Genomic DNA, 24488 nt, shown 5'->3' with positions numbered 1-24488 from the left:
GTCGGTCTTCACGAAGCGTGACTGCGTCACAGGTCTGTCGTTTGAATGCGGCAGACTCAAGGCCGGTCCTTTTACTTCAATCGTCACCCTTACATCAGGAGATACCCCATGAGCGTACTCGTCGGCAAACAAGCCCCGGATTTCGACGTCCCAGCCGTCCTCGGCAATGGCGAAATCGTTGACAGCTTCAAACTGTCCGAAGCCATCAAAGGCAAATACGGCCTGGTGTTCTTCTACCCGCTGGACTTCACTTTCGTCTGCCCTTCGGAACTGATCGCCCTGGACCACCGCATGGACGATTTCAAGGCGCGTAATGTTGAAGTGGTCGCCGTTTCCATCGACTCCCATTTCACCCACAACGCCTGGCGCAACACGGCCATCAACGATGGCGGCATCGGCAAAGTCAAATACACCATGGCTGCCGACATGAAGCACGACATCGCCAAGGCCTACGACGTTGAGTCCGAAGGCGGCGTGGCTTTCCGTGGCGCGTTCCTGATCGACGACAAGGGCGTTGTACGCTCCCAGATCATCAACGATCTGCCGCTGGGCCGTAACATGGAAGAGCTGATCCGCCTGGTCGACGCCCTGCAATTCCACGAAGAGCATGGTGAAGTCTGCCCAGCCAACTGGAAAAAAGGCGACAAAGGCATGAACGCTTCGCCAGAAGGCGTTGCGGCTTACCTGACCGAGAACGCCGGCAAGCTGTAAGCGCCTGTTTCGCGGTACAAAAAAACCGGCCTGAGAAGGCCGGTTTTTTTATGCGCGGGAGTTCGACCTCAGTCGTTGAAGTCTTCCCAGCCGCCCATCTGCTTCCAACGGTTGACGATGCCGCAGAACAGCTCGGCGGTCTTCTCGGTGTCGTAGCGTGCCGAGTGGGCCTCGCGGCCGTCAAAGTCGATACCGGCGGCCTGGCAGGCTTTGGCCAATACGGTCTGGCCATAAGCCAGGCCCGCAAGGGTGGCGGTGTCGAAGCTGGAGAACGGGTGGAACGGGTTGCGCTTCATGTCCAACCGCGCGACGGCGGCATTGAGGAAGCCCAGGTCGAAACTGCTGTTGTGACCCACCAGGATTGCGCGTTTGCAGCCATTGGCCTTCAACGCCTTGCGCACGCCACGGAAGATATCGGTCAGCGCCGCTTCTTCGCTGACGGCCATGCGCAGTGGGTGGTCAAGCTTGATGCCTGTGAATTCAAGGGCCGCTGCTTCGATGTTCGCGCCTTCGAACGGTTCGACGCGGAAGAAGTGGGTGTGTTCCGGGAACACAAAACCCTGCTCGTCCATGCCGATGGTCGTCGCGGCGATTTCCAGCAGCGCGTCGGTGGCGCAGTTGAAGCCACCGGTCTCTACGTCGATGACCACCGGCAGATAGCCGCGAAACCGCTCGGCCATCGGGTGACGGGAACCGCCACCGCTGTGCTCGTGTTCGTCATCGTAATGGTCTTCACTCACTTGCTTTCCTCCAGCAGGCGCCAGCGCAGTGTTTCACCGGCGCGCAGCGGGATAACAGTCAGCTCGCCGAACGGCAGGCTGGCAGGGGCGGTCCAGTCTTCACGGACCAGGGTAATGCGGTCGGTATTCGCCGGCAGGCCATAGAAACGCGGGCCGTTGAGGCTGGCGAAGCCTTCGAGTTTGTCCAGGGCGTTACGTTGTTCGAACGCTTCGGCATACAACTCGATGGCGGCAAACGCGGTATAGCAACCGGCACAGCCGCAGGCGGCTTCCTTGGCATGCTGGGCGTGGGGGGCCGAGTCGGTGCCGAGGAAGAACTTCGGGTTGCCGCTGGTCGCGGCATCCAGCAAGGCCACCTGGTGGGTGTTGCGCTTGAGGATCGGCAGGCAATAGAAGTGTGGCCGAATCCCGCCCACCAGCATGTGGTTGCGGTTGTAGAGCAGGTGATGGACGGTGATGGTCGCACCGACGTTGGCCGGGGCCTCGGTGACGAACTGCACCGCATCGGCCGTGGTGATGTGTTCGAACACCACCTTGAGGGTCGGAAACAGCTCGACCACGCGGCGCATGTGTTCGTCGATGAAGATCTTCTCGCGGTCGAACACGTCCACATCGCCACGGGTTACTTCGCCGTGGATCAGCAGCGGCATGCCGACTTCAGCCATGGCTTCGATGGCCGGCAGGATCTTGTCGATACTGGTCACGCCGGAATCGGAGTTGGTGGTTGCGCCCGCCGGGTACAGCTTGGCGGCATGCACGAAACCGCTGGCCTTCGCCTGGCGAATCTCGTCGGGCTGAGTGCGGTCGGTGAGGTAGAGCACCATCAACGGTTCGAAGCGGCTGCCGGCCGGCCGTACAGCGAGGATACGCTGGCGATAGGCATCGGCTTCTGCGGCATTACGCACCGGAGGTACCAGGTTAGGCATGATGATGGCGCGGCCGAACGTGCGCGCCACATCGGCCACGGTTTGGGGTAACGCAGCACCATCGCGAAGATGAATATGCCAGTCGTCGGGACGCAGCAGGGTCAGGCGGTCGGACATTGGGGATTCCAGGCGGGTCAATCTGGTGGGAATGCTACCGGAAAAGACTCTTGCAGGCACTCGCTATCAAGTTTTGCAGGATGCATCCGATAGCCTTTTGTATGCCTTAACGATGTATGACGCTTTGAAGTGTTGTAGAAACCAGTGGAGCCTCCCGTGCGCCAGCATTATTTAGCCCTGCTCAGTGTGTTCGCCAGCCTGCCTGCGATGGCCCTCACGTTCCAGACACGTCTGGAGAATATTGAGTGGAAGGTGGAAGGCGACCAGTTCGAGTGCCGCCTGACCCAGCCGATCACCGATTTCGGTTCGGGTGAGTTCGTGCGCCGGGCCGGTGAGCAGGCAACGTTTCGTCTGAAAGCCTATGGCGGCGCGCTGGGCGCAGGCTCTGCCACCTTGTTGGCGGCGGCTGCCCCGTGGCAACCGGGTCGAGGTGATATCAACCTCGGCGCCGTGCGCGCCGGCAGCGGGGATGTGCTGTTCAACAGCTCCCAGGCCCAGGCCGGACGCTTGTTCAATGGCTTGCTCGAAGGGCGCAGCCCGACCGTGCGGCATTACGGGCGTGAGGGCGGCTATTCGGAAATCCGCCTGCTGCCGGTGAAGTTCAACAAGGCGTATAGCGACTATCAGTTGTGCACTACCAAGCTGCTGCCGATGAATTATGACCAGGTCAAACAGACCGAAGTCGGCTTCCCAGGGGGAGGCATTGAGCTGGACGCGGCGGCCAAGAAGAAGCTGTCAGTCATACTCGCCTTCATGAAAGCCGATCCCACGGTCAACCATATCGAGTTGAACGGGCACTCGGACAACAGCGGCAACCGCCTGACCAATCGCGATGTCTCGCGCCGTCGTGCACTGGCGGTGATGGACTACTTCAAGGCCAACGGTATCCCCGAGTCGCAGATCACCCTGCGTTTCTACGGCGAAAGCTACCCCTTGGCGCCCAACACCAATGCGGCCAATCGCGCCCGCAACCGCCGCGTGAATGTTCAGCTCGAGCGGGTGGCCGCCCCCGAGAAACCCGCGCCCCAGGCTGCTGTACCGAGCAATCCGGCGCACACGTCGTAACGCGTCCCCCAGGGTCGCGCGCTCGACATAATCTGTCGCTTTATCTTCATTTGCTGTCGCGCCCCTGTAAATTCACGGTTTTGGTCGGTAGAATCGACGCCTTTCCGTACAACCCCGTGGAGTGATGGCATGGCCGACGTAAACAAGGTCGTTCTCGCGTATTCCGGCGGCCTGGACACTTCGGTGATCCTCAAGTGGCTGCAGGATACTTATAACTGTGAAGTGGTGACCTTCACCGCTGACCTGGGTCAGGGCGAAGAGGTCGAACCTGCACGTGCCAAGGCGCAAGCCATGGGCGTGAAAGAGATCTACATTGACGACCTGCGCGAAGAGTTCGTCCGCGATTTCGTTTTCCCGATGTTTCGCGCCAACACCGTCTACGAAGGCGAGTACCTGCTGGGTACCTCCATCGCACGTCCGCTGATCGCCAAGCGCCTGATCGAAATCGCCAACGAAACCGGTGCTGACGCCATTTCCCATGGCGCCACCGGCAAGGGTAACGACCAGGTACGTTTCGAACTGGGCGCCTATGCCCTCAAGCCGGGCGTGAAAGTGATTGCCCCTTGGCGTGAGTGGGACCTGCTGTCCCGTGAGAAGCTGATGGATTACGCTGAAAAGCACGGTATCCCGATCGAGCGTCACGGCAAGAAAAAGTCCCCGTACTCGATGGACGCCAACCTGCTGCACATCTCCTATGAAGGCGGCGTGCTGGAAGACACCTGGACCGAGCACGAAGAAGACATGTGGCGTTGGACCGTCTCCCCGGAGAACGCTCCCGACAAACCGCAGTACCTGGAGCTGACCTACCGCAATGGCGACATCGTCGCACTGGACGGCGTCGAAATGACCCCGGCCACCGTGCTGGCGACCCTGAACCGTATCGGTGGCGCACACGGTATCGGCCGCCTCGACATCGTCGAGAACCGCTACGTGGGCATGAAGTCCCGTGGCTGCTACGAAACCCCGGGCGGCACCATCATGCTGCGCGCTCACCGCGCCATCGAGTCCATCACCCTGGACCGCGAAGTGGCTCATCTCAAAGACGAGCTGATGCCCAAGTACGCCAGCCTGATCTACACCGGCTACTGGTGGAGCCCTGAGCGTCTGATGCTGCAACAGATGATTGACGCTTCCCAGGCCCACGTGAACGGCGTTGTGCGCCTGAAGCTGTACAAGGGCAACGTGATTGTGACCGGTCGCAAGTCCGATGACTCGCTGTTCGACGCCAATATCGCCACCTTCGAAGAAGATGGCGGCGCCTACAACCAGGCGGACGCAGCGGGCTTTATCAAGTTGAACGCACTGCGCATGCGCATCGCCGCCAACAAAGGCCGCTCGTTGTTCTGAGTGTTTAAACGGTTATGAAAAATGGCCCCTTGTTCAAGGGGCCATTTTTTTTGCCTGCGCTATTAGCGCGAAGAGGTAATGTTTATAAGTATTAAACATCTGTTGATGTCGATGGAATAAAAGCGCTCCGTTGTGAAGCTCTGGAATGAATTGTTATTAAAGCCTCGTAGGGTGAATGAATTTTTTACACCTGTGTAGGAACTAGTCTTACAGAAAATTCACTCATGAAAGTACAGCTAAGGCGAAAATCGCTGAATGGTCTGTAGGACTTATGGGTGTAAATAAATATGTTAAATGGAACTAAAACAGTCGATTTTTTTACCTTGGCTTCGTCGCTGGAGGCCAGCAAGCAAGGGGCATTTCCTGAAAGTTGTGTGCGGCACGTTTACTACCCACCCCCTGGACTGGGGAAATATCACTCAAAATATGTAATCCCCCGGAAAGGTCTGAAAGGCTCCATAAAACTGGATACATCCGAGTTGGCCTATTTTTGTAGGGCAATTCCTTTATCGTTGTGGGTTGGGTCTCTGCTTGCTGTTGCTTGGGGGGAATGCTATGCCAACTAGGAAACGACTAGGCTATTGTGCTTGCTCTAAATAATTCGAACAGCGAAATTGGACTTTCTCATGAATAAAGTGCTGATCGTGGATGATCATCCTGTCATTCGTCTTGCTGTGCGTATGCTAATGGAGCGTCATGGTTATGAGGTCGTTGCCGAGACCGATAACGGTGTCGATGCGTTGCAACTTGCGCGTGAGCATATGCCGGACATTGTCATACTGGATATTGGAATCCCCAAACTCGATGGGCTGGAAGTTATTTGCCGGCTGTCATCGACCAAACAACCGGTACCCTTCAAGGTGCTGGTGCTCACGTCCCAGGCGCCGGGGCATTTTTCCATGCGCTGCATGCAGGCGGGGGCCGCAGGCTATGTGTGCAAGCAACAGGACCTGACCGAGTTGCTGAGCGCGATCAAGGCCGTCCTGTCGGGCTACAGCTACTTCCCTAACCAGGCTCTCAACTCGGTGCGCTCCACCATGGGCAATGCCAGCGAGGCCGATATGGTCGAGCGCCTGTCGGGGCGGGAAATGATGGTGCTGCAGCAATTGGCTCGCGGCAAGACCAACAAGGAGATTGCCGACGGTATGTTTCTCAGCAACAAGACCGTCAGTACCTACAAGACCCGCCTGTTGCTCAAACTCAATGCACGCTCGCTCGTGGATCTCATCGAACTGGCCCAGCGTAACGGCTTGGTATAGAGGAAGGCGCAGCATCGCGCATAGCCAGGCTAACCGGCATAAAAAAGCCTCCGTCAGGGAGGCTTCCGGCCGTGGACTGCTCGATCAGAGATCGAAGTCGTAATCGGCCAGTTGTTTCTGCAAGCGTCGTTCTTCCAGGAGATTGTCGATAGTGCGACGTTTGCTCAGATTGGTCTTGGCCACCTCTGCGACAGGGACTTCTGTCCCATCGTCATCCGACTCAACGAGGTCGTCTTCCACTTCCAATTGTTCTTTGTCAGTGCTCATAAGGCTAACTCCAGGCTAAGACTGCCGTTGGCGCCCCTTATAACGATATTCCTCGAGTGGGTAAAAAAGATTTTTTCAATCGACTGCCCGGGAAAACTGATGATCTCTCAATCGTCGGACGTCTTGTTCTTGTATTCACACAGGTCTTCGATGCGACAGCTGCCACAACGTGGCTTGCGGGCCTGGCAAACATAGCGCCCGTGAAGGATCAGCCAGTGGTGCGAGTCAAGCAGGTACTGCTTGGGCACGAACTTCATCAGCTGTTTTTCCACCTCCACCACGTTTTTGCCTCGGGCGATGCCGGTTCGGTTGCTGACCCGGAAAATGTGGGTGTCCACGGCCATGGTCAGTTGGCGGAATGCGGTGTTGAGCACCACGTTAGCGGTTTTACGGCCGACTCCCGGTAACGCCTCCAGGGCCTCGCGGGTCTGCGGTACTTCGCTGCCATGCCGTTCTATCAGCAAGCGGCAGGTTTCGATAACGTTCTTGGCCTTGCTGTTATACAGCCCGATAGTCTTGATGTATTCCGATAAGCCTTCCACGCCCAGGGCATAGATCGCTTCAGGTGTGTTTGCCACGGGATACAGCTTGGCCGTGGCCTTGTTGACGCCAACATCCGTGGATTGGGCCGACAGGATGACCGCAATCAGCAACTCGAATGGAGAGGAGTAGGCCAGTTCCGTCTTGGGTTCCGGGTTGTCTTCGTGAAGCCTGCGGAAAATTTCCAGGCGTTTTGCGGCGTTCATGGTGCGGTGGTTTCCTTGCAGGCAGTCAGCGTGATTTCAAATATTGGGTCCAGGCCTGGCACCCTGCGAGCAATAAGCCGAGCAGGATAAACCCGGCAGGCACTAATGTGATGTCAGTCACGTCGCGTAACAACCCCAGGATCAGCATTGATGCACCAAACAGGCCGAACAACTGCAGGCGGCCCTGATGCTGGCCGGCGTCAAAAAAGCCGGAATATTCCAGTACCACGCATTGCACGCTGATCAGCGCCAGATACCCCCCCAATTGCAGGCACAGAGACAGCGCGAAAGCCGTCAGCAGGACCTGTGCGCTGGCGACCAACGTAGCGGCCAGCATCAGGCTGGCGATTAAGCGCATTGGCGGACTCAGACGCGCGCGCACGACATGCATGGCGCCAGCGTAAAGCGCCACGATCAAGGTCGACAGCCCGAGGAAACTCAAGGCTTTGGGCAGCGTGTCCGTTACTCCAAGCAACGGTGCGAGCATCAACGAGGTCACCAGGCCAGAAGGTTTACGCATGGGGACCAGGCTCCAGCAGAGTCGGCCGATGTTCATCGAAATAGCGCAACGCGTCGTGAACGGCGTTGATCACGGCACGGGACGTCACCGTGGCGCCTGCTATTTGATCGAAACGGGGCGGGTCATTACTGGAATAGCCTTTGAACGCCGCCATCCAAGGGTTGCCCGGTTCACCGATATGGCCGCCGAGGCTCGGGGTTTCGGTTTGCTCCAGGGTTTTGAGCCCTAGCAACCTGCCATCGCGGTCGATGGCGATCAGCAACTCGATCGGCCCGGCGTAGCCGCTGGCTTGTACGTGCAGCAGCACGGCACTGGGTTGGCCTGACAGCGTCGCGAGATAGCCGCCCTGCAATTGGCTGGACGCCAACGGTTGCGCAGGGATTGCCAGGGGGTGGTCCATGGGAAGGTTGTCGTAGCGCTCGGCGGGCAGCAGGTCAAGCAAGGCTTGGCGTTGCAGCATCTGGGCCTGGTGGGCGGCGCGATCAGCGGTCAGGTGTTGAAATCCGAGGGGCAAGGCGATTCCCAGAAGTGCAATCAGCAGCACCAGCGGCCAACCCTTCATGGCGTCACCGCAGTTTGTTTTGGCGCCACCAGGCGCTCCAGCGTGGGGACCGCCAGGTTCATCAGCAGCACCGCAAAGGCTACACCGTCCGGGTAGCCGCCCCACGTACGAATCAGATAAGTCAGCAAGCCGACCCCTACGCCGAACAGCAAGCGAGCCCGTGCCGTTCGAGGACCGGACACCGGCTCGGTGACGATGAAAAACGCGCCGAGCAGGGTGGCGCCGCTCAGCAGATGAAATAACGGCGAGCCATGTGAGTCGGACCCGGAGCCGTTCCAGCAAAGCAAGCTGACCACGAAGAGACTGCCCAGCATGCCGACGGGCGCATGCCAACTGAACACCCGTTGGCGTAGCAGCAAGAGGCCGCCTGCCAGATACGCCAGGCTCACCCATTCAATGCCCCTGGCACCGAAATAACCGAACGCCGGGTTGCCGGAAAACAGCTCGTCGATTGTCAGGCTCTTATTGGTCCGCAATGTATCGAGTGCGGTGGCCTGGGCCCAGGCATCCGGCGCATCGCCGTGCAGGCCCAATACGCGCTGCAACCCGGTGAGCAGGTCCAGGCCGTGGATGCCCGGCCACTGGCTCATCGGCTGCGCAAACATCACCAGCATCAGGGCATAACCGACCATTGCCGGGTTGAACGGGTTACGGTTGCCGCCATACAGGTGTTTACCCAACAGCAACCCGCCGGTAACGGCCGCGACGCTGAGCCACCAGGGGCAATAGGGGGGCAGCGCCAGCGCCAACAGCACTGCGCTGACCAGACTGCTCAGATCACTGACGCGCCGGCCCCTAAGGCGATGGACGAGTGTGTCTACCAGCAGTGCGCTTGCTGTCGCCAGGGATAGATTGATCAGCACGCCCCATCCATAAAGCCAGAACATCGCCGCCACACCCGGTAGCGTTGCCAGCAATACGCGGCGCAGCGCTTGCTGTGGGTCAGCTATCGACATGGGCGTCCACCTGGCGCTGGGCTTCTTCGAGCTTGCGTTGTGCGGCGTTCAGTTCATCCGGGCTGACGCCTGGCTGGCGTTGCAGTTTACTGACATCGGCACGCGCATATGCCAGGGCGGTTTTGAGTTGGCGCAACTGGCTGTCGATGGGGCGTTTTTCCACGCGCTGCAAGTTGGGGCGAGGTTGTTCGGACACGGCTTCGGCGTCATGCAAGGCTTGATCGGCGGCGGCCAGCGCCGCGCTCAAGGTGGCCAGTTGCTGAGCATCCGCATTCAGGTCCTGGGCTTTTTTCAACTCGGCGCGGCGCATGGCCAGTTGGATTTTCGCGCGTTTGAGTTCCGGGTCTTTGTAGATCGGCGGTGATGGCGGGGAGTTGATCTCCAGCGTAGCGAGCGCCTGCTCTGCGGCTTCGAACTGTTGTTGCAGCACAATCAGTTGCGACTGCTGTTCAAAGGTCGGGGGATGACCAAATGCCTTCAAGGATTTGTGCAACTGGGCGCGGCTCATTGCAACGCCGATCTTGGCTTTCTTGATCGCCGCATCCCGAGCCGCCTGGTGGGGATCGGTTTGTGGCGCTTGTACCGGTGTCGCGCGCTTGGCCCGTGCCAGGCGTTCGGCGAGCTTGTGTTCTTCCTCCCGTTGCAGGCGCGCATTGCGTTGCTCGTAGCGGCGCCGCGCGCGGTCACGCTTGAGGTCGCGTGCATGGCGTTCACGTTCGTTGGCGGCCAGGCCCCCCACAAGCGATGGACGCATCTCGATACAGTCGACCGGGCAGGGTGCGACGCACAGGTCGCAGCCGGTGCATTCGTCGGCGATCACGGTGTGCATGAGCTTGGCGGCACCGACAATCGCATCCACCGGGCAAGCCTGGATGCATTTGGTGCATCCGATGCACTCGGCCTCGCGGATATAAGCGATCTGCGCCGGGGCCTCGCCGCGGCTGGTATCTACCTGCAGGACCGGCACGTTCAGCAACCGGGCCAGCCCGACGATGGTTTCCTGCCCGCCCGGCGGACACTTGTTGATAGCCTCGCCCTGGGCAATGCCCTCGGCGTAAGGCTTGCAGCCAGGGTGTCCGCACTTGCCGCATTGGGTCTGCGGCAGCAGTGCGTCGATACGTTGAATCAGGTTCATGCTTTGATCATTGCGTTGAAACCCAGGAAAGCCAGCGCCATCAGTCCGGCACTGATCAGCTCGACCGGCAGACCGCGAAAGGGCGGGGGGATATCGTTTTCGGCGATGCGCTCGCGCAGGTCGCTGAACAGGCTCAGCACCAGCCAGAAACCGAGCCCGGCACCCAGGCTCAGCGCGGTCATGTGCGCCAGGCCCTGATCGTCCCTAGTGTCCAGCAGCACCACACCCAGGACGCCCGCGTTGCCCAGCAGCAATAGCCACAGGCCGTGCCAATGCATGTTCGGTCGCAGGCGGGTCAACAGGCTGAGCACCGGGCTGATCAGCAGCGCGATGAGCGGTAGAAATACCCACAGCCGCAGGGCAGTCAGTTCCAGTGGCCGCAGCACATAGTGGTCTAGCAGATAACCCGCTATGCCGCTCAATACCACCACCACGGTGGTGGCCAGCCCCATGGCATGCAACTGCGGGCGTGACTCAGTGGCCAGCGTCGAGCCGATAGCCAGCGGCATCTGCAACACGAGGTTGCTGACAAGGGCGGCGCTGAGAACGGTGAAGAGCATATCGGTCATGGGCATGCCGGTTAAGCAAACAGGGCCTGATTATCCGGCAAGCGAGAAGGGGGTACTAGCTGAAAAGCCCTGTCGCCGTGACGACAGGGCTGTCTTGCGGGCTTACTTGATACGCTGGCCCGGCTTGGCGCCGCTGTCAGGGCTCAGCAGGTAGATCTCTTCGCCGCCAGGGCCAGCCGCCATCACCATGCCTTCGGAAACACCGAACTTCATTTTCCGCGGCTTGAGGTTGGCGATCATCATGGTCAGGCGACCATTGAGCTTGGACGGGTCCGGATAAGCGCTCTTGATCCCGGAGAACACATTGCGTTGCTCGTCACCGATATCCAATGTCAGGCGCAGCAGCTTGTCGGCACCTTCAACGGCTTCGGCCTTGATGATCAGCGCAACGCGCAGGTCCACGGCAGCAAAGGCGTCGAAGTCGATCTCGGGCGAGAGCGGGTCCTTGGCCAATTCGCCGTTGCCCGCGGGTTGCGATTCGCCGGTATCGGTCTGGCTGGCGACCAGGTCTTCTTTCGATGCGTCGGTCATGGCCTGGACCTTGACCGGATCGATACGGGTCATCAGCGGCTTGAACTCGTTCAGTTGATGGTTGCTGAGCAAGGTGGCGTGGTCGTTCCAGGTCAGCGGCGCGACGTTGAGGAACGCCTCGGCATCGGCGGCCAGCAATGGCAGCACTGGCTTGAGGAAGATCACCAACTGGCGGAACAGGTTGACGCCGGTGGCGCAGATCGCCTGGACTTCAGCCTGCTTGCCTTCCTGCTTGTTCAGCGACCACGGCGCCTTGTCGGCGATCCAGGCGTTGGCACGGTCGGCCAGGCCCATGATCTCGCGCATGGCGCGGGCAAAATCGCGGGCTTCATAGGCGTCGGCGATGCCAGGCGCGGCGGCCAGGAAGGCTTCAGTCAGCTCCGGCGCGGCGTTCTCTGCCACCAGCACACCGGCGTTGCCCTTGTGGATGAAACCGGCGCAACGGCTGGCGATGTTGACGACTTTGCCGACCAGGTCGGAGTTGACCTTCTGTACGAAGTCTTCCAAGTTCAGGTCGAGGTCGTCGACGCCACGGCCCAGCTTGGACGCATAGTAGTAGCGCAGGTATTCGGGCGACAGGTGATCCAGGTAGGTGCGCGCCTTGATAAAGGTGCCACGGGACTTGGACATCTTCTGGCCGTTGACGGTCAGGTAGCCGTGTACGTTGATGCCGGTCGGCGTGCGGTAGCCCGAACCTTCGAGCATGGCCGGCCAGAACAGGGCATGGAAGTTGACGATGTCCTTGCCGATGAAGTGGTACAGCTCAGCGGTGGAGTCCTTGCCCCAGAACGCGTCGAAGTCCAGCCCCGGCGTGCGGCTGCACAGGTTCTTGAAGCTGGCCATGTAGCCGATCGGCGCATCCAGCCACACATAGAAGTACTTGCCCGGTTCGCCTGGGATTTCAAAGCCGAAGTACGGCGCATCGCGGGAGATATCCCACTGTTGCAGGCCGGCATCCAGCCATTCGGCGATCTTGTTCGCCACGGCGTCCTGCAGGGTGCCGCTGCGGGTCCAGGTTTGCAGCATCTGCTGGAAATCCGGGAGTTTGAAGAAGAAATGCTGGGAATCCTTGAGCACCGGGGTGGCGCCGGAAATGGCCGACTTAGGATCTTTCAGGTCGGTCGGTGCGTAAGTGGCACCGCATTTCTCGCAATTGTCGCCGTACTGGTCCTCGGTGCCGCATTTCGGGCAGGTGCCCTTGATGAAGCGGTCGGCCAGGAACATTTTCTTTTCCGGGTCGAAATACTGGGTGATCGAGCGCGTGGCAATGTGCCCGGCGTCTTTCAGCCGTAGGTAGATCTGGCTCGACAACTCGCGGTTTTCATCGGAGTGGGTCGAGTGGAAGTTGTCGAAATCCACCAGGAATTCGGCAAAGTCGGCGCTGTGTTCAGCCTGTACATTGGCGATCAGTTGTTCCGGGGTGATGCCTTCCTTTTCGGCGCGCAACATGATGGCCGAACCGTGGGCGTCGTCCGCGCAGACATAAATGCATTGATTGCCGCGATGCTTCTGGAAGCGCACCCACATATCGGTCTGGATGTACTCAAGCATATGGCCAAGATGGATGGAACCATTGGCATAGGGCAGGGCGCTGGTGACGAGGATCTTGCGTGGCTCGGACATGGGGCTCGGCTACTTGATGAAACGGAGGTCGGCCACTATAAAGCGCCGCGAAATATATTTCACCCCGTGGCGCTGTTTCAGCATCTTCCTCACCAGCGAAAGCATGCCGTAATGCCGCTGGAACGGTTAGGATAGCCGCCTGTTTCAGTCAGTCTTTTTTCGGGAGTAGCCCATGAGCGCCGTCAATCGCGCAGCGGTGGAAGCCGTTCTTCGCCAGTACACCGACCCCTATTTGAACCAGGACCCGGTCAGTGCCGGCTGTGTTCGCGCCATCGAGATCCAGGGGGATCGGGTGTCGGTCCAGTTGGAACTGGGTTATGCGGCCGGTCTGTTCAAGCGTGGTTGGGCGCAGATGCTGCAAATGGCCATCGAAGGCATCGACGGCGTGGCTTGCGCCAAGGTCGACATTCAATGTGTGATCGCACCGCACAAGGCCCAGGCGCAGATCCCGGGCCTGGCCAATGTCAAGAATGTGGTGGCGGTGGCCTCCGGCAAGGGCGGCGTGGGTAAATCCACCACGGCAGCCAACCTGGCCCTGGCCCTGGCCCGTGAAGGCGCCCGGGTCGGCATTCTCGACGCCGATATCTACGGCCCGAGTCAAGGCGTGATGTTTGGCATTGCGCAGGGCACGCGCCCGAAAATCAAGGACCAGAAGTGGTTCGTGCCGATTGAATCCATGGGCGTGGAAGTCATGTCCATGGCTTTCCTGACCGATGACAACACACCAATGGTCTGGCGTGGGCCGATGGTTTCCGGCGCGTTGCTGCAGTTGGTTACCCAGACCGCCTGGGGCGACCTGGACTACCTGGTGATCGACATGCCGCCAGGCACCGGCGATATCCAGCTGACCCTGGCGCAGAAAGTCCCGGTAGCCGGCTCGGTGATCGTGACCACGCCCCAGGACCTGGCGCTGCTGGACGCGAAGAAAGGCGTGGAGATGTTCCGCAAGGTCAATATTCCGGTGTTGGGCGTGGTGGAAAACATGGCGGTGCACATCTGCTCCAACTGCGGTCATGCCGAGCATTTGTTCGGTGAGGGCGGTGGTGAGAAGTTGGCCACCCAGTACGGCGTCGAATTGCTGGCCTCGTTGCCGCTGTCGATGGAGATTCGTGAGCAGGCCGATGGCGGCAAGCCCACCGTGGCGGCAGAGCCTGATGGCCAGATTGCCATGATCTACCAGGAGCTGGCCCGTCATGTGGGCGCGCGTATCGTTCTGCAAGAAGCGGCTACGCCTGCGATGCCGACCATTACGGTCAGCGACGACTGATCCGTCTGGAGGGAAAGAAGCCTCGACTGTGTCGGGGCTTTTTCTTGCCCGTGGGGCGGTCAATGGTGTCCGGCTACGCTTTTAGGCAATGGTGTGTGTAAGCATTCGCTTACTTTTTCGTAAGCGAATGGTTTTTTTATTGGGCACGGACGTCTCGAATGCTCGAAAGTGTTTTCTAAGTTGTTGAAAAATAACAATTATTTATCGATTATTCAGCGCATGTTTTTGGTGGTGCGTCGGTTGCATCCCGTTGAACTTCCTTTGGAACGCTTTAACATCAGCCCCGTGTCCAAGGATTGGCACAGCCATCACGGAACGATGGTTTGAAGGAACGTCGCAGGATGCGATTCATCAGGATGATGAAAAGGAATACAGGGACTAGGGATAAAATGTGGGCGGGTCATACCGCCCCTTTTTTTTGCCTGCAGAAAAGTGCAACCCGTTCTCCAGAAACGCAAAAAGGCCCGCAAGGGGCCTTTCAGGGAACAACGACGCAATCAGCGTTCGAGGTCTGCAATCTTCCCTGTTTTGCCATCCCACTCCGCGGCATCCGGCAGCGGGTCTTTTTTCTCGGTGATATTCGGCCAGATTTCCGCCAACTCTGCGTTCAGCTCGATGAATGACTCCATCCCTTGGGGGACTTCGTCCTCGGAGAAAATGGCGACGGCCGGGCATTCAGGCTCACACAGGGCGCAGTCAATGCACTCGTCCGGGTGGATGACCAGGAAATTCGGGCCTTCGTAAAAGCAGTCCACCGGACACACTTCTACGCAGTCGGTGTACTTGCACTTGATGCAGTTGTCGGTGACGACGAAGGTCATTTCTAATTTTCTCCTCAGGCGGCGGCAGCGAAACCCTTTGTAGCAGGGCTCGCGAAGTTTGGGAGCGATAGTCTGCGGGCCAGGCTAAAGGCCAGCAGCATCCCAAACCGCGCGAGATTCTATCAGCTTGCACGCGTCTGCGTTAGACCCGTGTCTTCAGTGAGTAGAGCAATTCCAGCGCTTTGCGCGGTGTCAAGTCGTCCAGGTCAAGCTTTGCCAACTCATCCAGCACCGGATGAGGCAGGCTGGCGAACATATCGCTCTGGTGTGGCGCGCTGGGTTTGCTCTGGGTTTTTTTCGGGCTGACGACCACGTTTTCGTGGGGCAGGGCCGTGGCTTCCAGGCGGCTGAGGTGTTCGCGGGCGCGGGCGATGACATCGTTTGGCACGCCGGCCAGTTGCGCCACCGCCAGGCCATAACTCTGGCTGGCGGGCCCCGGCAACACGTGGTGCAGGAACACGATGCGCTCGTTGTGCTCGGTGGCATTGAGGTGCACGTTGGCGACCAGCGGCTCGCTTTCCGGCAGAACGGTCAGCTCGAAATAGTGAGTGGCGAACAGCGTATAGGCGCGCAAATGCGCCAGGCGCTCGGCCGCCGCCCAGGCCAGGGAAAGTCCATCGAAGGTGCTGGTGCCGCGACCCACTTCATCCATCAGCACCAGGCTGCGTTCGGTGGCGTTATGCAGGATATTGGCGGTTTCGCTCATCTCCACCATAAAGGTCGAACGGCCACCGGCCAGGTCATCGCTGGAACCGATCCGGGTGAAAATGCGATCCACCAGGGACAACTCACAACTGGCCGCCGGCACAAAGCTGCCGATATGCGCCAGTAACACGATCAACGCGGTTTGGCGCATGTAGGTGGATTTACCGCCCATGTTGGGACCGGTGATCACCAGCATGCGGGTATCGTCGTCCAGCGACAGGTCGTTGGCGACGAACGGCGTGGTCAGCACCTGCTCAACGACCGGGTGGCGACCCTGCACGATGCGCATGCACGGCTCGCTGACAAAGCGCGGGCAGTTCAGGTCAAGATTCAGTGCTCGTTCGGCAAGGTTGCTCAGCACATCCAGCTCCGCCAGGGCGGCAGCTGTGTCCTGCAGGGGCGCCAACTGGCCGATCAGGTCTTCGAGCAAGGCTTCGTAGAGCATCTTTTCCCGGGCCAGGGCGCGGCTCTTGGCCGACAGCGCCTTGTCTTCGAATTCTTTGAGCTCCGGGGTGATAAAGCGCTCGGCACCCTTGAGGGTCTGGCGGCGCTGGTAATCGATGGGGGCCTGTTCGGCCTGTTTGCTTGGCAGCTCGATAAAGTAGCCGTGCACGCGGTTATAGCCGACTTTCAGGTTGGCCAGGCCGGTACGCGCTTTTTCACGGGCTTCCAGATCAATCAGGAACTGCCCGGCGTTCTCGCTCAGGGATTGCAGTTCGTCCAGCTCGTTGTCGTAGCCGGTCTTCAGCACGCCGCCATCACGGATGATCGCCGGCGGGTTGTCGATGATGGCTTTTTCCAGCAGCGCCGCCAGTTCCGGGTAGGTACCGGCGGTTTTAGCCAATTGTTGCAGGTGCGGCGTATCCAGTTCGGTCATCGCCACCTGCAACTGCGGCAGGGCGCCAAGGGCATCGCGCAGGCGCGCCAGGTCACGAGGCCGCGCATTGCGCAGGCCGATCCGCGCCAGGATGCGCTCGATGTCGCCGATTTCCTTGAGCTGTGGCTGCAGCTTTTCAAAACGGTAGCTGTCGAGCAGGCAGGTAATGGATGTCTGACGTGCCTGCAGCACGGTCAAGTCCCGCAACGGGCGGTTCAGCCAACGCGTCAGCAAGCGACTGCCCATGGCGGTCTGGCAACGGTCGACCACCGATTGCAGGGTGTTGTCACGTCCGCCGGACAGGTTGGTGTCCAGCTCCAGGTTGCGGCGGCTGGCGCCGTCGAGCACCACGGTGTCGTCCAGGCGCTCATGGCGCAGGCTGCGCAAGTGCGGCAGGGCGGTGCGCTGGGTTTCCTTGGCGTAGCTGAGCAGACAGCCGGCGGCGCCGATGGCCAGGGTCAGGGTTTCGCAGCCGAAACCCTTGAGGTCCTGCACCGAGAATTGCTGGCACAGACTCTTCAGCGCCGAGTCACGCTCGAAATCCCACGGCGCGCGACGCTTGGTCCCACGACGCTTTTCCGCCGGCAGATCCTTGGGCCAATCATCGGGGATCAGCAATTCCACGGGATTGATACGCTCAAGTTCCGCCAGCAGGTTCTCCCAGCCCTTGATCTCCTGCACGCTGAAATTGCCGCTGGTGATGTCCAGCACGGAAAGCCCGAACAAACGCTCGTCGCCCAGCACAGCGGCGATCAGATTATCGCGACGCTCATCCAGCAGCGCCTCATCGCTCACCGTCCCCGGCGTGATGATGCGCACCACCTGACGCTCCACCGGCCCTTTGCTGGTGGCCGGATCGCCGATCTGCTCGCAGATCACCACCGACTCGCCCAGCTTCACCAGCTTGACCAGATAGCCTTCGAGCGAATGGTAAGGAATGCCACACATCGGAATCGACTGCCCCGCCGACTGCCCGCGCGCGGTCAGGGTGATGTCCAGCAACTTGGCGGCCTTCTTCGCGTCTTCGTAGAAGATCTCGTAGAAGTCGCCCATGCGATAGAACATCAACTGATCAGGGTGCTGGTTTTTCAGGCGCCAGTACTGCTGCATCATCGGCGTGTGGCTAGAAAGGCTTTCCATTCAGGTACTTACGATTGCTCATCTAATAAAAAGTATTAGAGTATTTGACGTTGTCCAATACTCGGCCGCTTGCGGGCGTATTTGAGCATGGTCAGGAGGATGCTGTCTCCCCACGTGTTCATCGCGATATTTGCAGCCAAACAGACGATGCGGCAGTTGCCCTCGACGTACCCGGCAGCGCTGTCGATCCGGTCGATACTTGGGGCAAATGGCTTGCGCCCGTCGTGAGAAATCACCTCGAGCGAGAACGGAGTGTTAGTGACGGAGCACCGGTAACCGCACTCTTTCAGCAGACCGAGCACGTAGTCCTGATCGATCTCGAACTCTTTGATCTTTCGGCCTTTGGCGTTTTGCCTGGCCCTACCAAGAACGGAAAGCAGGTGAGTCTCCAGGGCTGATCGCGCCATCGGCTCCTTCCACCCGTGGGGGACTTTTCCATCTGCGAACCCGAACCTGAGTTGCAACTGGTTGCTGATCTGGTCGACATCCTTGGTCAGGAAGTGCCACTTGCCTTGCTTAACGAGGTAGTAGCTGCCGTGCTTGAAGTAAACGCACTTCGGTAAAGCTTCCATTTACTGTTCGACCTCTTTCTTCTTCGGCATTGTCGGCGGCAGGCCCACGTTGATTTTGCGCAGGCGCAGATAACGCTGCGTCATCTTGGCGTCGGTGTGCCCACCCAGTTTTTGCGCATCGTTGCCCTGGTCGTCGGTATCGGAAAGGGATTTGGCGCGCAGGTCGTGAAGGCTGGCGTCCTCCACGCCGGCCTTCCGGCAACTTATGGCGAAGGCATCCTTTACCGAGCTGTAATGCACTGGTTTGCCGCCGCGCGGGGAGCAGAATAGTGTAAGGCCCCGGATCTTCCGTGGTAGCGCCTTGACCCGGGCAATCAGCTCCTCGAGGTCGGGTGTCATCTGTACCAATAGCCTTGCGTTGGTCTTTTCCTGCTTGAAGGCGATCCCTTCGGTGCTGATGTCCGCCAGGCGGATAGCCAGGACGTCACCAATCCGCTGCCCGGTCAGATAGCACATCTCGTAAATCACCCGCATGTTGGCGCTGGAGTTGGCGCAGATGGCCTGGAATTCACCGTGGGTGATGTATCGGTCGCGCTTGTGTTCCAGGTGCCGGCGCACGCCAATGCAGGGATTCGAATCGACGATCTGCTGCTCCAGTGCGTAGGTGAACACCGCCCGTAGCACTGAGATCACACGGTTCGACATATTCGGCGTGTCTGCCATGTGCAGCTTGAGCGCGACGACGTGCCGCTGAAGCACCTCACGCGGTTCGAAGTCGGCGAAGTTTTCCTTCAGTCGCTCGGCCGCTGCCTCGTATTGCTTGAGCGTGTTCGGCTTCAGCGCCGGCTTCGTCCGGGTGCGCATGTGATCGAGCGCGTCATCGATCAGCTTGGGCATTCCGCCCTGGCTACCCTTGTCCAGCAACTTGGCGTACTCGGCCAGGGATGCCTGAAAGTCAGTGCCTAGGCGTTTCCACTTGCCCTTGCGGACCAGGTAATAAGCGCCATGCTTCTGGTACATGCACGCCGGCAGGTGCCGGTCCTTCTTGCGCGGACGCATCGATCTTCACCTCAACCCAGCCGAAGCTCCGGCCCCTTCCTTGATTGAATACCACCCAGCCGCCCGATAACAACCTGTCGCAGCACCTTTGGGTGACCATCACCACCTACCGCGAACCCGTAGCGTTCGGCGGTCAGCCACTTTATCTGTGCCCCTGGCTTCTTGTAGCCGGTCAGGTCGGCAACTTCCTCTGCTGTCAGAAACATACCTACCTCCTTTCGTGTCGCGACACGTCTTCGGTATTCGCGGATGGTGTCGCGACCTCATCAGTCACGGCGCCAAGGATCGGCGTCTTGCGATAGCACTCAGCCGGGAATCCGTACTCACGGCAGGCGCAGGCCTCGCCGCACTCGACCTCGCGCCGCTCAATCGCCAACAGGCCATGCTTCACCGCAATGTCCTGAATGTCGCCGCCGTCGAAGCTGCCGCCCTCAAAACTGGCGTTGATCATGTCAACGGCGAACGCTCTCAGTTGATTGCGCTCCCTATCCAGCGTGTGGAGCGTCATGCGCGCACCCATAACCTCCTTTGCACTTTCGCAAGCTTTGTCGATCTCGGTCTGCGCCAGGGTTTGCAGGCGCTCGCTCTCGTCGCTCTGCTTCCGCAAGCTCTCGTCCGGCACCAGGGTATGGCCGTGCAACTCGCCGCCCAGGTACGCCAGCAAGGTCTGCGCCTCGTCGTGGTACATGTGGCGCTCTGCCTGATTCTCGTCCTGATCGTGTTCGCCATCCACGAAGCGCTTGAGCAGGAAGGCCAGCGCGTTACGCTCGGCCAACAGAGCGCGAAATGCAGGCGCCGTTTCTGGCGTTTGGCAACCACCGTGCGGCGAACACATTCCCGGCGTCAGGCAGTTGGTCATTGATTTACGACAGATCAGGTCAGTCATGGCTGTCACCTCTCTGAAAGTGATCAGCCAGCACCCTGCGTGCGTCGATTCCGCACGATGCCGACATCGCGTAGATCTGGCCGAACGTGGTTTCTCGGCGCTGCAGGGCGTTGAACAGCTCGATCAGGCGCTGGCCCTTTGTACCGTTGCGGCGGCTCATAACTGGAGCCCATTTTGCCGTGGGGGTGGGGCGGCGGTCAGTTGCTCGCTTTGGCACATGGAAGTTGCCAGAGAAGCCCGTGCAGGCTGGCTTTCGTCGGTGGTGGTGCTGGCGGGCGTCTGTATGAGCGAACTGTCCGGCAAGCAGCTGATACCGGTATTATTCAATATCCAGCAGGTGACGCCGCGGGCGCTGTCGTGCTGTACGTCGATCAACTGCTCGCCGGCGGCGGCCTGGCCAACGATCAGCAGCAGGATCATGGTGATGATGGTTTTCATGGGCGCGCCTCCCCGGCGATCATCGCCAGCCTTGCCAGCAGGTCATCAGTACGGCCATAGAAGCGGCCGGTGTCCTCGTTGATGAATTGGCCGAGCACCTCGGCCACCGCTGGGCTGGCGGTCAATCCGCTCAGGTCGCAAACCGCTACGTTCGTAGCAATATCGGTCGAGGGCTCATGCACAAAGGCGTCAGCCTTGATCTGCAGGACCTTCACCGGGCGGATGCCGTTGCACCCACTGACCCAGTTGGTATCAGGTATCGCCCACGGATACATGCCCATCAGCCAGGCCGTAGCCGCGTTCTCTTTCTGGGTGCTGGACCAATATTGATGGGATCCACGGAACGCCTGCGGCGCGGCCTCACACATGCGGTGATTCCAATCCGGCAGTTGGAGCAGGTTGGCGCGAATCACCTGCAGCTCTTCGATAGAAGGAATGTGCCAGCCCCACGAGCCGCGAATGTTCATGCCCAGCACCTTGGTGGAGATGGTGCTGCCCTCGGCGCTCATGGCCAGGGTGTTCGCCATCCCGTCAAATCGGTGTGTTGCACCACGGATACGTGGACGTGGTCCTGCGTGGTCCCACCAGTGGGCGGCGGTCTCAAATTCCTGACCTGCATCGATCAGCGCGAACTCGGCGCCGTCGAAGTAGATCCGGCCTGCGTAGAAGCCGCCGGCGAACGGCTGGCCAATGGCGGGCAGGGCGGCGGGTGATATTTGGCGGCGTTTCATCACGCGTTCTCCAGTGCGGCCAAAGCCGCAGAAGCAATAAATGAATTATTGAATAGGCAGTCTGCGGACGGGGCGGACACGGCGCTCGCAGTTCTTGCCGTAGTAGCCCTGAATGCCATCACCGAAGACCATGCCGAATGCGTAGTAGGCTGAGCGCTGCGTGCTGCTGATGTACCAGTCCTTCTCGAACGACTCGTGGATGAACTGCCAGGCGTGATTCAGCTCGCCAATCGAAGGCAGGCTGAAGTCGTTGTGACCATCGCAGGTGTAGGCATATGCAGCGTCGGCCGCTGGGTGCGAACCGTCGCGGTTGACCAGGATGGCAGTGTTCTCGCGTCCATCGTGGCGGCTTATGGCTTCTACCTCGGTACCGTGCTCGCCATAGGCATGCTTGCCGACATCGGCAGCGGCGAAGATCACGTAGCACAGGCCTTCGGGGTACTCGCGGCGACCGGCGTAGATCCCGCCTTGGCCGATCCAGTATTCGCCGATGGCTGGCGGGGTGAGTGAATCCGGTGCGAACTTCTTGAGCGCCTCGGTGAATTGATCTTTTACGCTCGGCAAGATGGTAACGGCCGGCGCCTCGGCCTCAAGAATGTTGACCGTCAGGTTCAAGGTTCGGATGTTGAGCAGTGGTGCTTTCATTTACTTTCTCCAGGCAAGCCGAGGGCGTGCCGATTAACTTGGCAATCAATGGAAGTTGATGTATTACTTGGTGGAGCTAGTGTTGCGTGCTGGAACTACCGATAAGTAGCGATCCGGCGTACTTGACGAACTCTACTATTGCGTCCCTTGCCTTCTTGGCTGCCTCCTTGTGGCCCTCGCCAGCATCGAGACTGACCTTGAGCTGATTACGGAACACTGCCTGCAAAGTTGTCAGCAGTAGTTGCTGATCAAGGGTCAGACTTTCACGCTGGCCAGCGGCAATACCCATTGCCGAATTGATCGCTTTGTTGGCGTTGATATGGAAAATCTTTTCTGGCGTGGTGCTTCCGCGCTCTTCTGCGCGAAGTGCCAGGGCCTTAACTTCGTCGTGCATTTCCCGGTACAGCGGCAAGTACTGCAAGTTGCTGACAGTTTCCTTGTTGCGCGCCTCACGAAAGGCCATGACCAAATCGGCCTTGAGGTCGACAACTATTTCTGTATTGCGGGAAAGTGCCAACAGGTAGTACGACTGATCTTCGTTGAGCAGCGCGAATTTCTCTGGTCGACCACCAGCAGAACCAGCTTTAGGTTTATCCGTTTGAAACGGAAGAACCCCGAACCGCTGAAACTTCGGTTCGTACTTCTCGATCAGCTCAATCGTGCTTTTGTGATTGTTGCCCAGGTCCATGGCGATCAGGCGGCTATCAATCCGTGGCTCGCCTCGAAATGTGGTCACTTGAAGATTCATGCTGCCTCCGACTGTGAGCATGGTTAGCAGTAACCGTCTGCCGTTCTGGCCTTGACGATCTGGCGTACTTGATCAGGGGTGAACACCAGCGCTGACTGAAAGCCGCTTGATGCGGTACGCGCACGTTTAGGCTCGAAACCCAGGCGCAGCACATAACGCCGGGCCGCGCTGCGATCCATTTTGATCTTGTCCGCCAGCTCTTTGAGCGTGGTCAACTTCGGCACTGAGCTCTCAACGTGCGTGCTGGACACGGCCAGTTCGCCAACTTCGGATTCAATCGAGATGGTTACGCTGATCATGGGTTGGTCCTGTCTCAGAAAATCAGGTTGGGTTAGGCGATGAAGACGCCCTGGAACTGGTCGCTGTCTTCTTGATGTTGCGGCTCGGGGTTAGGAGCGATTACGCCCGCCACCTTGATCAAGCCAAGCGAGAACGCTTTCGCTACAAGAGCTGCGCGGCGAGTGACGCCAAGTTTCGTAGTCAGCGACAGGATGCGCTTTTTAACGGTGTCCTCGGTCACTCCAAGAGCACGCGCGGCTTCTTTGCCGCTAGCACCACCAGCAATCGCCAGCAGACACTCCAGCTCACGCGGAGCTGCGCCACGACCGAGAAAACCGGTTAGGCCGTGCGCTGTGATTGTGGTTGGTGCGTTCATGCTGTGGACTCCATGGCGGGATGCGATGGCTAAACATTACCTATGGCAATATTAGATGTAAATACCTTTGGCACTATTATTTTGCATCGGCGAAAAAAAACCGCCTCGCGGGCGGCTTTTGGTATTGAGAAACTAGCTTGCGTTACCACCCCTCCAGATTACCTTTCCAATGATTGGTAATGCAGAAGCTTCCGATTCTGGGACTATTTCGTCTGGAAAAAGATTTTTATCGGCGTTCTCGCTTCGGAGAATCCACGATCCAGACAGCTGCTGAATCATGCGTTTCACGGTAATCCCGCCATCTCTTCGCTTAACCACGTATATCTGCCTATCCTCTGGATTCTTTTTTGAGGTGTCGAACAGAATCACGTCCATGGCGCATATGTGCGGCGCCATATCATTTCCATCTGCATAAACAACGAACAAGTTGTCAGGCCATGCCCCCATCCTTCGCAACCACCCGCGCCTGAAGACTAGGCCCTCAGTCAGGCCTACGTGATCGTCGTTAACTCCTTTGACGAAGCGGTCCTCAGGCATGTATTGGGGGATCAGCACGTACTCTTCGTGCGGGACGACCCCTTTGGCTTTGTGGGCCCCCACTCGGTTGGAGATAAATTCTCGAGTTGCTTCAACAGAGGGCGAAGTCAGAAGCTCAATTTCGGTTGCAAGACGGGGGCTGAAGTCTGAGACCTTGACCTCCAATATTCTAGCGAATGCAACTGCAACAGTTGCGTTAAGAGGATTTACAGCATTCAGGTAGTGGCTAACCGAACTCTGATTTATCCCCAGATATTCAGCGAGCTTCTCTTGGGTCAGGCCGAGGTCACGCTTCTTCGCATTGAAGATGCTCTTCAACCGAAGGCACTCAGCTTGTCTGTCATCGGGTAGGTGTCGTTTGCTCATTCGCTGAGAATATTCCTTTTGGTAATA

The 24488-nt window shown here is 59.0% G+C and carries 29 protein-coding genes; 5 read left to right on the top strand and 24 right to left on the bottom strand.

Annotated elements, in window-relative coordinates; genetic code table 11:
* Nucleotides 1-108 precede the first annotated feature (108 nt).
* Nucleotides 109-711, top strand: coding sequence for a peroxiredoxin (locus BLR63_RS16735; RefSeq protein ID WP_003172097.1), 603 nt, complete (start codon nucleotides 109-111; stop codon nucleotides 709-711).
* A 68-nt stretch (nucleotides 712-779) separates the two neighbouring features.
* On the opposite strand, the gene rnt is transcribed toward BLR63_RS16735, so the two are convergent.
* Complete coding sequence (gene rnt / locus BLR63_RS16730) at nucleotides 780-1451, bottom strand: ribonuclease T (protein ID WP_010564138.1); 672 nt, start codon at nucleotides 1449-1451, stop codon at nucleotides 780-782.
* Nucleotides 1448-2494, bottom strand: coding sequence for a dihydroorotase (gene pyrC / locus BLR63_RS16725; RefSeq protein WP_010564139.1), 1047 nt, complete (start codon nucleotides 2492-2494; stop codon nucleotides 1448-1450). The genes rnt and pyrC overlap by 4 nt, the downstream gene beginning before the upstream one ends.
* A 156-nt stretch (nucleotides 2495-2650) precedes the next feature.
* Between pyrC and BLR63_RS16720 the strand changes: the two genes are divergently transcribed.
* The 3 genes from BLR63_RS16720 (at nucleotide 2651) to BLR63_RS16710 (ending at nucleotide 6165) form a co-directional block, all read left to right on the top strand.
* Entirely contained in the window at nucleotides 2651-3559 is a 909-nt protein-coding gene (locus BLR63_RS16720) for a flagellar protein MotY (protein ID WP_010564140.1), read from the top strand.
* Between the two features lie 129 nt (nucleotides 3560-3688).
* A complete protein-coding gene (locus BLR63_RS16715; RefSeq protein WP_010564141.1) occupies nucleotides 3689-4906 on the top strand; it encodes an argininosuccinate synthase in 1218 nt (405 codons plus the stop codon).
* A gap of 626 nt (nucleotides 4907-5532) precedes the next feature.
* A complete protein-coding gene (locus BLR63_RS16710) occupies nucleotides 5533-6165 on the top strand; it encodes a response regulator transcription factor (protein ID WP_010564142.1) in 633 nt (210 codons plus the stop codon).
* A gap of 84 nt (nucleotides 6166-6249) precedes the next feature.
* Here BLR63_RS16710 and BLR63_RS16705 read toward each other — a convergent pair whose 3' ends face one another.
* From BLR63_RS16705 to metG, 8 genes are all read right to left on the bottom strand, one after another.
* On the bottom strand, nucleotides 6250-6432 hold the full coding sequence (locus BLR63_RS16705) for a PA3496 family putative envelope integrity protein (protein WP_010564143.1): 183 nt from the start codon (nucleotides 6430-6432) through the stop codon (nucleotides 6250-6252).
* 107 nt (nucleotides 6433-6539) lie between these two features.
* On the bottom strand, nucleotides 6540-7178 hold the full coding sequence (gene nth / locus BLR63_RS16700; RefSeq protein WP_010564144.1) for an endonuclease III: 639 nt from the start codon (nucleotides 7176-7178) through the stop codon (nucleotides 6540-6542).
* A 25-nt stretch (nucleotides 7179-7203) separates the two neighbouring features.
* Nucleotides 7204-7698 (bottom strand): Rnf-Nqr domain containing protein, encoded by a 495-nt coding sequence (locus BLR63_RS16695; protein ID WP_010564145.1) that lies wholly within the window; start codon nucleotides 7696-7698, stop codon nucleotides 7204-7206.
* The gene (locus tag BLR63_RS16690; protein ID WP_010564146.1) at nucleotides 7691-8260 is read right to left on the bottom strand and encodes an RnfABCDGE type electron transport complex subunit G; all 570 of its coding nucleotides are present in this window, start codon (nucleotides 8258-8260) and stop codon (nucleotides 7691-7693) included. Before BLR63_RS16690 ends, BLR63_RS16695 begins: the two co-directional genes overlap by 8 nt.
* Nucleotides 8257-9216, bottom strand: a complete 960-nt coding sequence (locus BLR63_RS16685) for an RnfABCDGE type electron transport complex subunit D (protein ID WP_010564147.1) — start codon at nucleotides 9214-9216, stop codon at nucleotides 8257-8259. The genes BLR63_RS16690 and BLR63_RS16685 overlap by 4 nt, the downstream gene beginning before the upstream one ends.
* Nucleotides 9203-10351, bottom strand: a complete 1149-nt coding sequence (gene rsxB, locus BLR63_RS16680) for an electron transport complex subunit RsxB (protein ID WP_010564148.1) — start codon at nucleotides 10349-10351, stop codon at nucleotides 9203-9205. Before rsxB ends, BLR63_RS16685 begins: the two co-directional genes overlap by 14 nt.
* Nucleotides 10348-10920 (bottom strand): Rnf-Nqr domain containing protein, encoded by a 573-nt coding sequence (locus tag BLR63_RS16675; RefSeq protein WP_042946595.1) that lies wholly within the window; start codon nucleotides 10918-10920, stop codon nucleotides 10348-10350. The genes rsxB and BLR63_RS16675 overlap by 4 nt, the downstream gene beginning before the upstream one ends.
* A 102-nt stretch (nucleotides 10921-11022) precedes the next feature.
* Nucleotides 11023-13074 (bottom strand): methionine--tRNA ligase, encoded by a 2052-nt coding sequence (gene metG, locus BLR63_RS16670; protein ID WP_010564150.1) that lies wholly within the window; start codon nucleotides 13072-13074, stop codon nucleotides 11023-11025.
* A gap of 172 nt (nucleotides 13075-13246) precedes the next feature.
* Here metG and apbC point away from each other — a divergent pair, with 172 nt between their 5' ends.
* On the top strand, nucleotides 13247-14341 hold the full coding sequence (gene apbC / locus BLR63_RS16665) for an iron-sulfur cluster carrier protein ApbC (RefSeq protein ID WP_010564151.1): 1095 nt from the start codon (nucleotides 13247-13249) through the stop codon (nucleotides 14339-14341).
* 497 nt (nucleotides 14342-14838) lie between these two features.
* On the opposite strand, the gene fdxA is transcribed toward apbC, so the two are convergent.
* The 14 genes from fdxA to BLR63_RS16600 all read right to left on the bottom strand — a co-directional run bounded on the left by fdxA (nucleotide 14839) and on the right by BLR63_RS16600 (nucleotide 24461).
* A complete protein-coding gene (gene fdxA, locus BLR63_RS16660) occupies nucleotides 14839-15162 on the bottom strand; it encodes a ferredoxin FdxA (protein ID WP_010564152.1) in 324 nt (107 codons plus the stop codon).
* Nucleotides 15163-15304: 142 nt separating this feature from the next.
* Nucleotides 15305-17884 carry a DNA mismatch repair protein MutS gene (gene mutS, locus BLR63_RS16655; protein WP_010564153.1) on the bottom strand — a complete coding sequence of 860 codons (2580 nt, stop codon included), beginning with the start codon at nucleotides 17882-17884 and terminating at the stop codon, nucleotides 15305-15307.
* A 35-nt stretch (nucleotides 17885-17919) separates the two neighbouring features.
* The gene (locus BLR63_RS16650) at nucleotides 17920-18456 is read right to left on the bottom strand and encodes a hypothetical protein (RefSeq protein WP_010564154.1); all 537 of its coding nucleotides are present in this window, start codon (nucleotides 18454-18456) and stop codon (nucleotides 17920-17922) included.
* Nucleotides 18457-19455 (bottom strand): tyrosine-type recombinase/integrase, encoded by a 999-nt coding sequence (locus BLR63_RS16645; protein ID WP_010564155.1) that lies wholly within the window; start codon nucleotides 19453-19455, stop codon nucleotides 18457-18459. It lies immediately after the preceding gene.
* An 11-nt stretch (nucleotides 19456-19466) separates the two neighbouring features.
* Nucleotides 19467-19661, bottom strand: a complete 195-nt coding sequence (locus tag BLR63_RS16640; RefSeq protein ID WP_010564156.1) for a DUF4224 domain-containing protein — start codon at nucleotides 19659-19661, stop codon at nucleotides 19467-19469.
* Between the two features lie 2 nt (nucleotides 19662-19663).
* A complete protein-coding gene (locus BLR63_RS16635; RefSeq protein ID WP_010564157.1) occupies nucleotides 19664-20341 on the bottom strand; it encodes a hypothetical protein in 678 nt (225 codons plus the stop codon).
* Nucleotides 20334-20501, bottom strand: coding sequence for a hypothetical protein (locus BLR63_RS31535; protein ID WP_010564158.1), 168 nt, complete (start codon nucleotides 20499-20501; stop codon nucleotides 20334-20336). The genes BLR63_RS16635 and BLR63_RS31535 overlap by 8 nt, the downstream gene beginning before the upstream one ends.
* Nucleotides 20498-20779: a hypothetical protein gene (locus tag BLR63_RS16630; protein WP_010564159.1), complete on the bottom strand. Its 282-nt coding sequence runs from the start codon at nucleotides 20777-20779 to the stop codon at nucleotides 20498-20500. The genes BLR63_RS31535 and BLR63_RS16630 overlap by 4 nt, the downstream gene beginning before the upstream one ends.
* Entirely contained in the window at nucleotides 20776-21510 is a 735-nt protein-coding gene (locus tag BLR63_RS16625; RefSeq protein ID WP_010564160.1) for a hypothetical protein, read from the bottom strand. The genes BLR63_RS16630 and BLR63_RS16625 overlap by 4 nt, the downstream gene beginning before the upstream one ends.
* Before the next feature lie 45 nt (nucleotides 21511-21555).
* Complete coding sequence (locus BLR63_RS16620; RefSeq protein ID WP_010564161.1) at nucleotides 21556-22155, bottom strand: hypothetical protein; 600 nt, start codon at nucleotides 22153-22155, stop codon at nucleotides 21556-21558.
* Between the two features lie 76 nt (nucleotides 22156-22231).
* Nucleotides 22232-22903: a Rha family transcriptional regulator gene (locus BLR63_RS16615; protein ID WP_042946597.1), complete on the bottom strand. Its 672-nt coding sequence runs from the start codon at nucleotides 22901-22903 to the stop codon at nucleotides 22232-22234.
* A gap of 23 nt (nucleotides 22904-22926) precedes the next feature.
* Nucleotides 22927-23202 carry a hypothetical protein gene (locus tag BLR63_RS16610; RefSeq protein WP_010564163.1) on the bottom strand — a complete coding sequence of 92 codons (276 nt, stop codon included), beginning with the start codon at nucleotides 23200-23202 and terminating at the stop codon, nucleotides 22927-22929.
* A 32-nt stretch (nucleotides 23203-23234) separates the two neighbouring features.
* The gene (locus BLR63_RS16605; protein ID WP_010564164.1) at nucleotides 23235-23558 is read right to left on the bottom strand and encodes a helix-turn-helix domain-containing protein; all 324 of its coding nucleotides are present in this window, start codon (nucleotides 23556-23558) and stop codon (nucleotides 23235-23237) included.
* A 132-nt stretch (nucleotides 23559-23690) separates the two neighbouring features.
* Entirely contained in the window at nucleotides 23691-24461 is a 771-nt protein-coding gene (locus BLR63_RS16600) for an XRE family transcriptional regulator (RefSeq protein WP_010564165.1), read from the bottom strand.
* Nucleotides 24462-24488: the final 27 nt, after the last annotated feature.

Origin of the sequence: Pseudomonas extremaustralis, from assembly GCF_900102035.1 — a bacterium.
Classification (GTDB): domain Bacteria; phylum Pseudomonadota; class Gammaproteobacteria; order Pseudomonadales; family Pseudomonadaceae; genus Aquipseudomonas; species Aquipseudomonas extremaustralis.
This window is presented reverse-complemented; position numbering and strand designations above follow the sequence as displayed.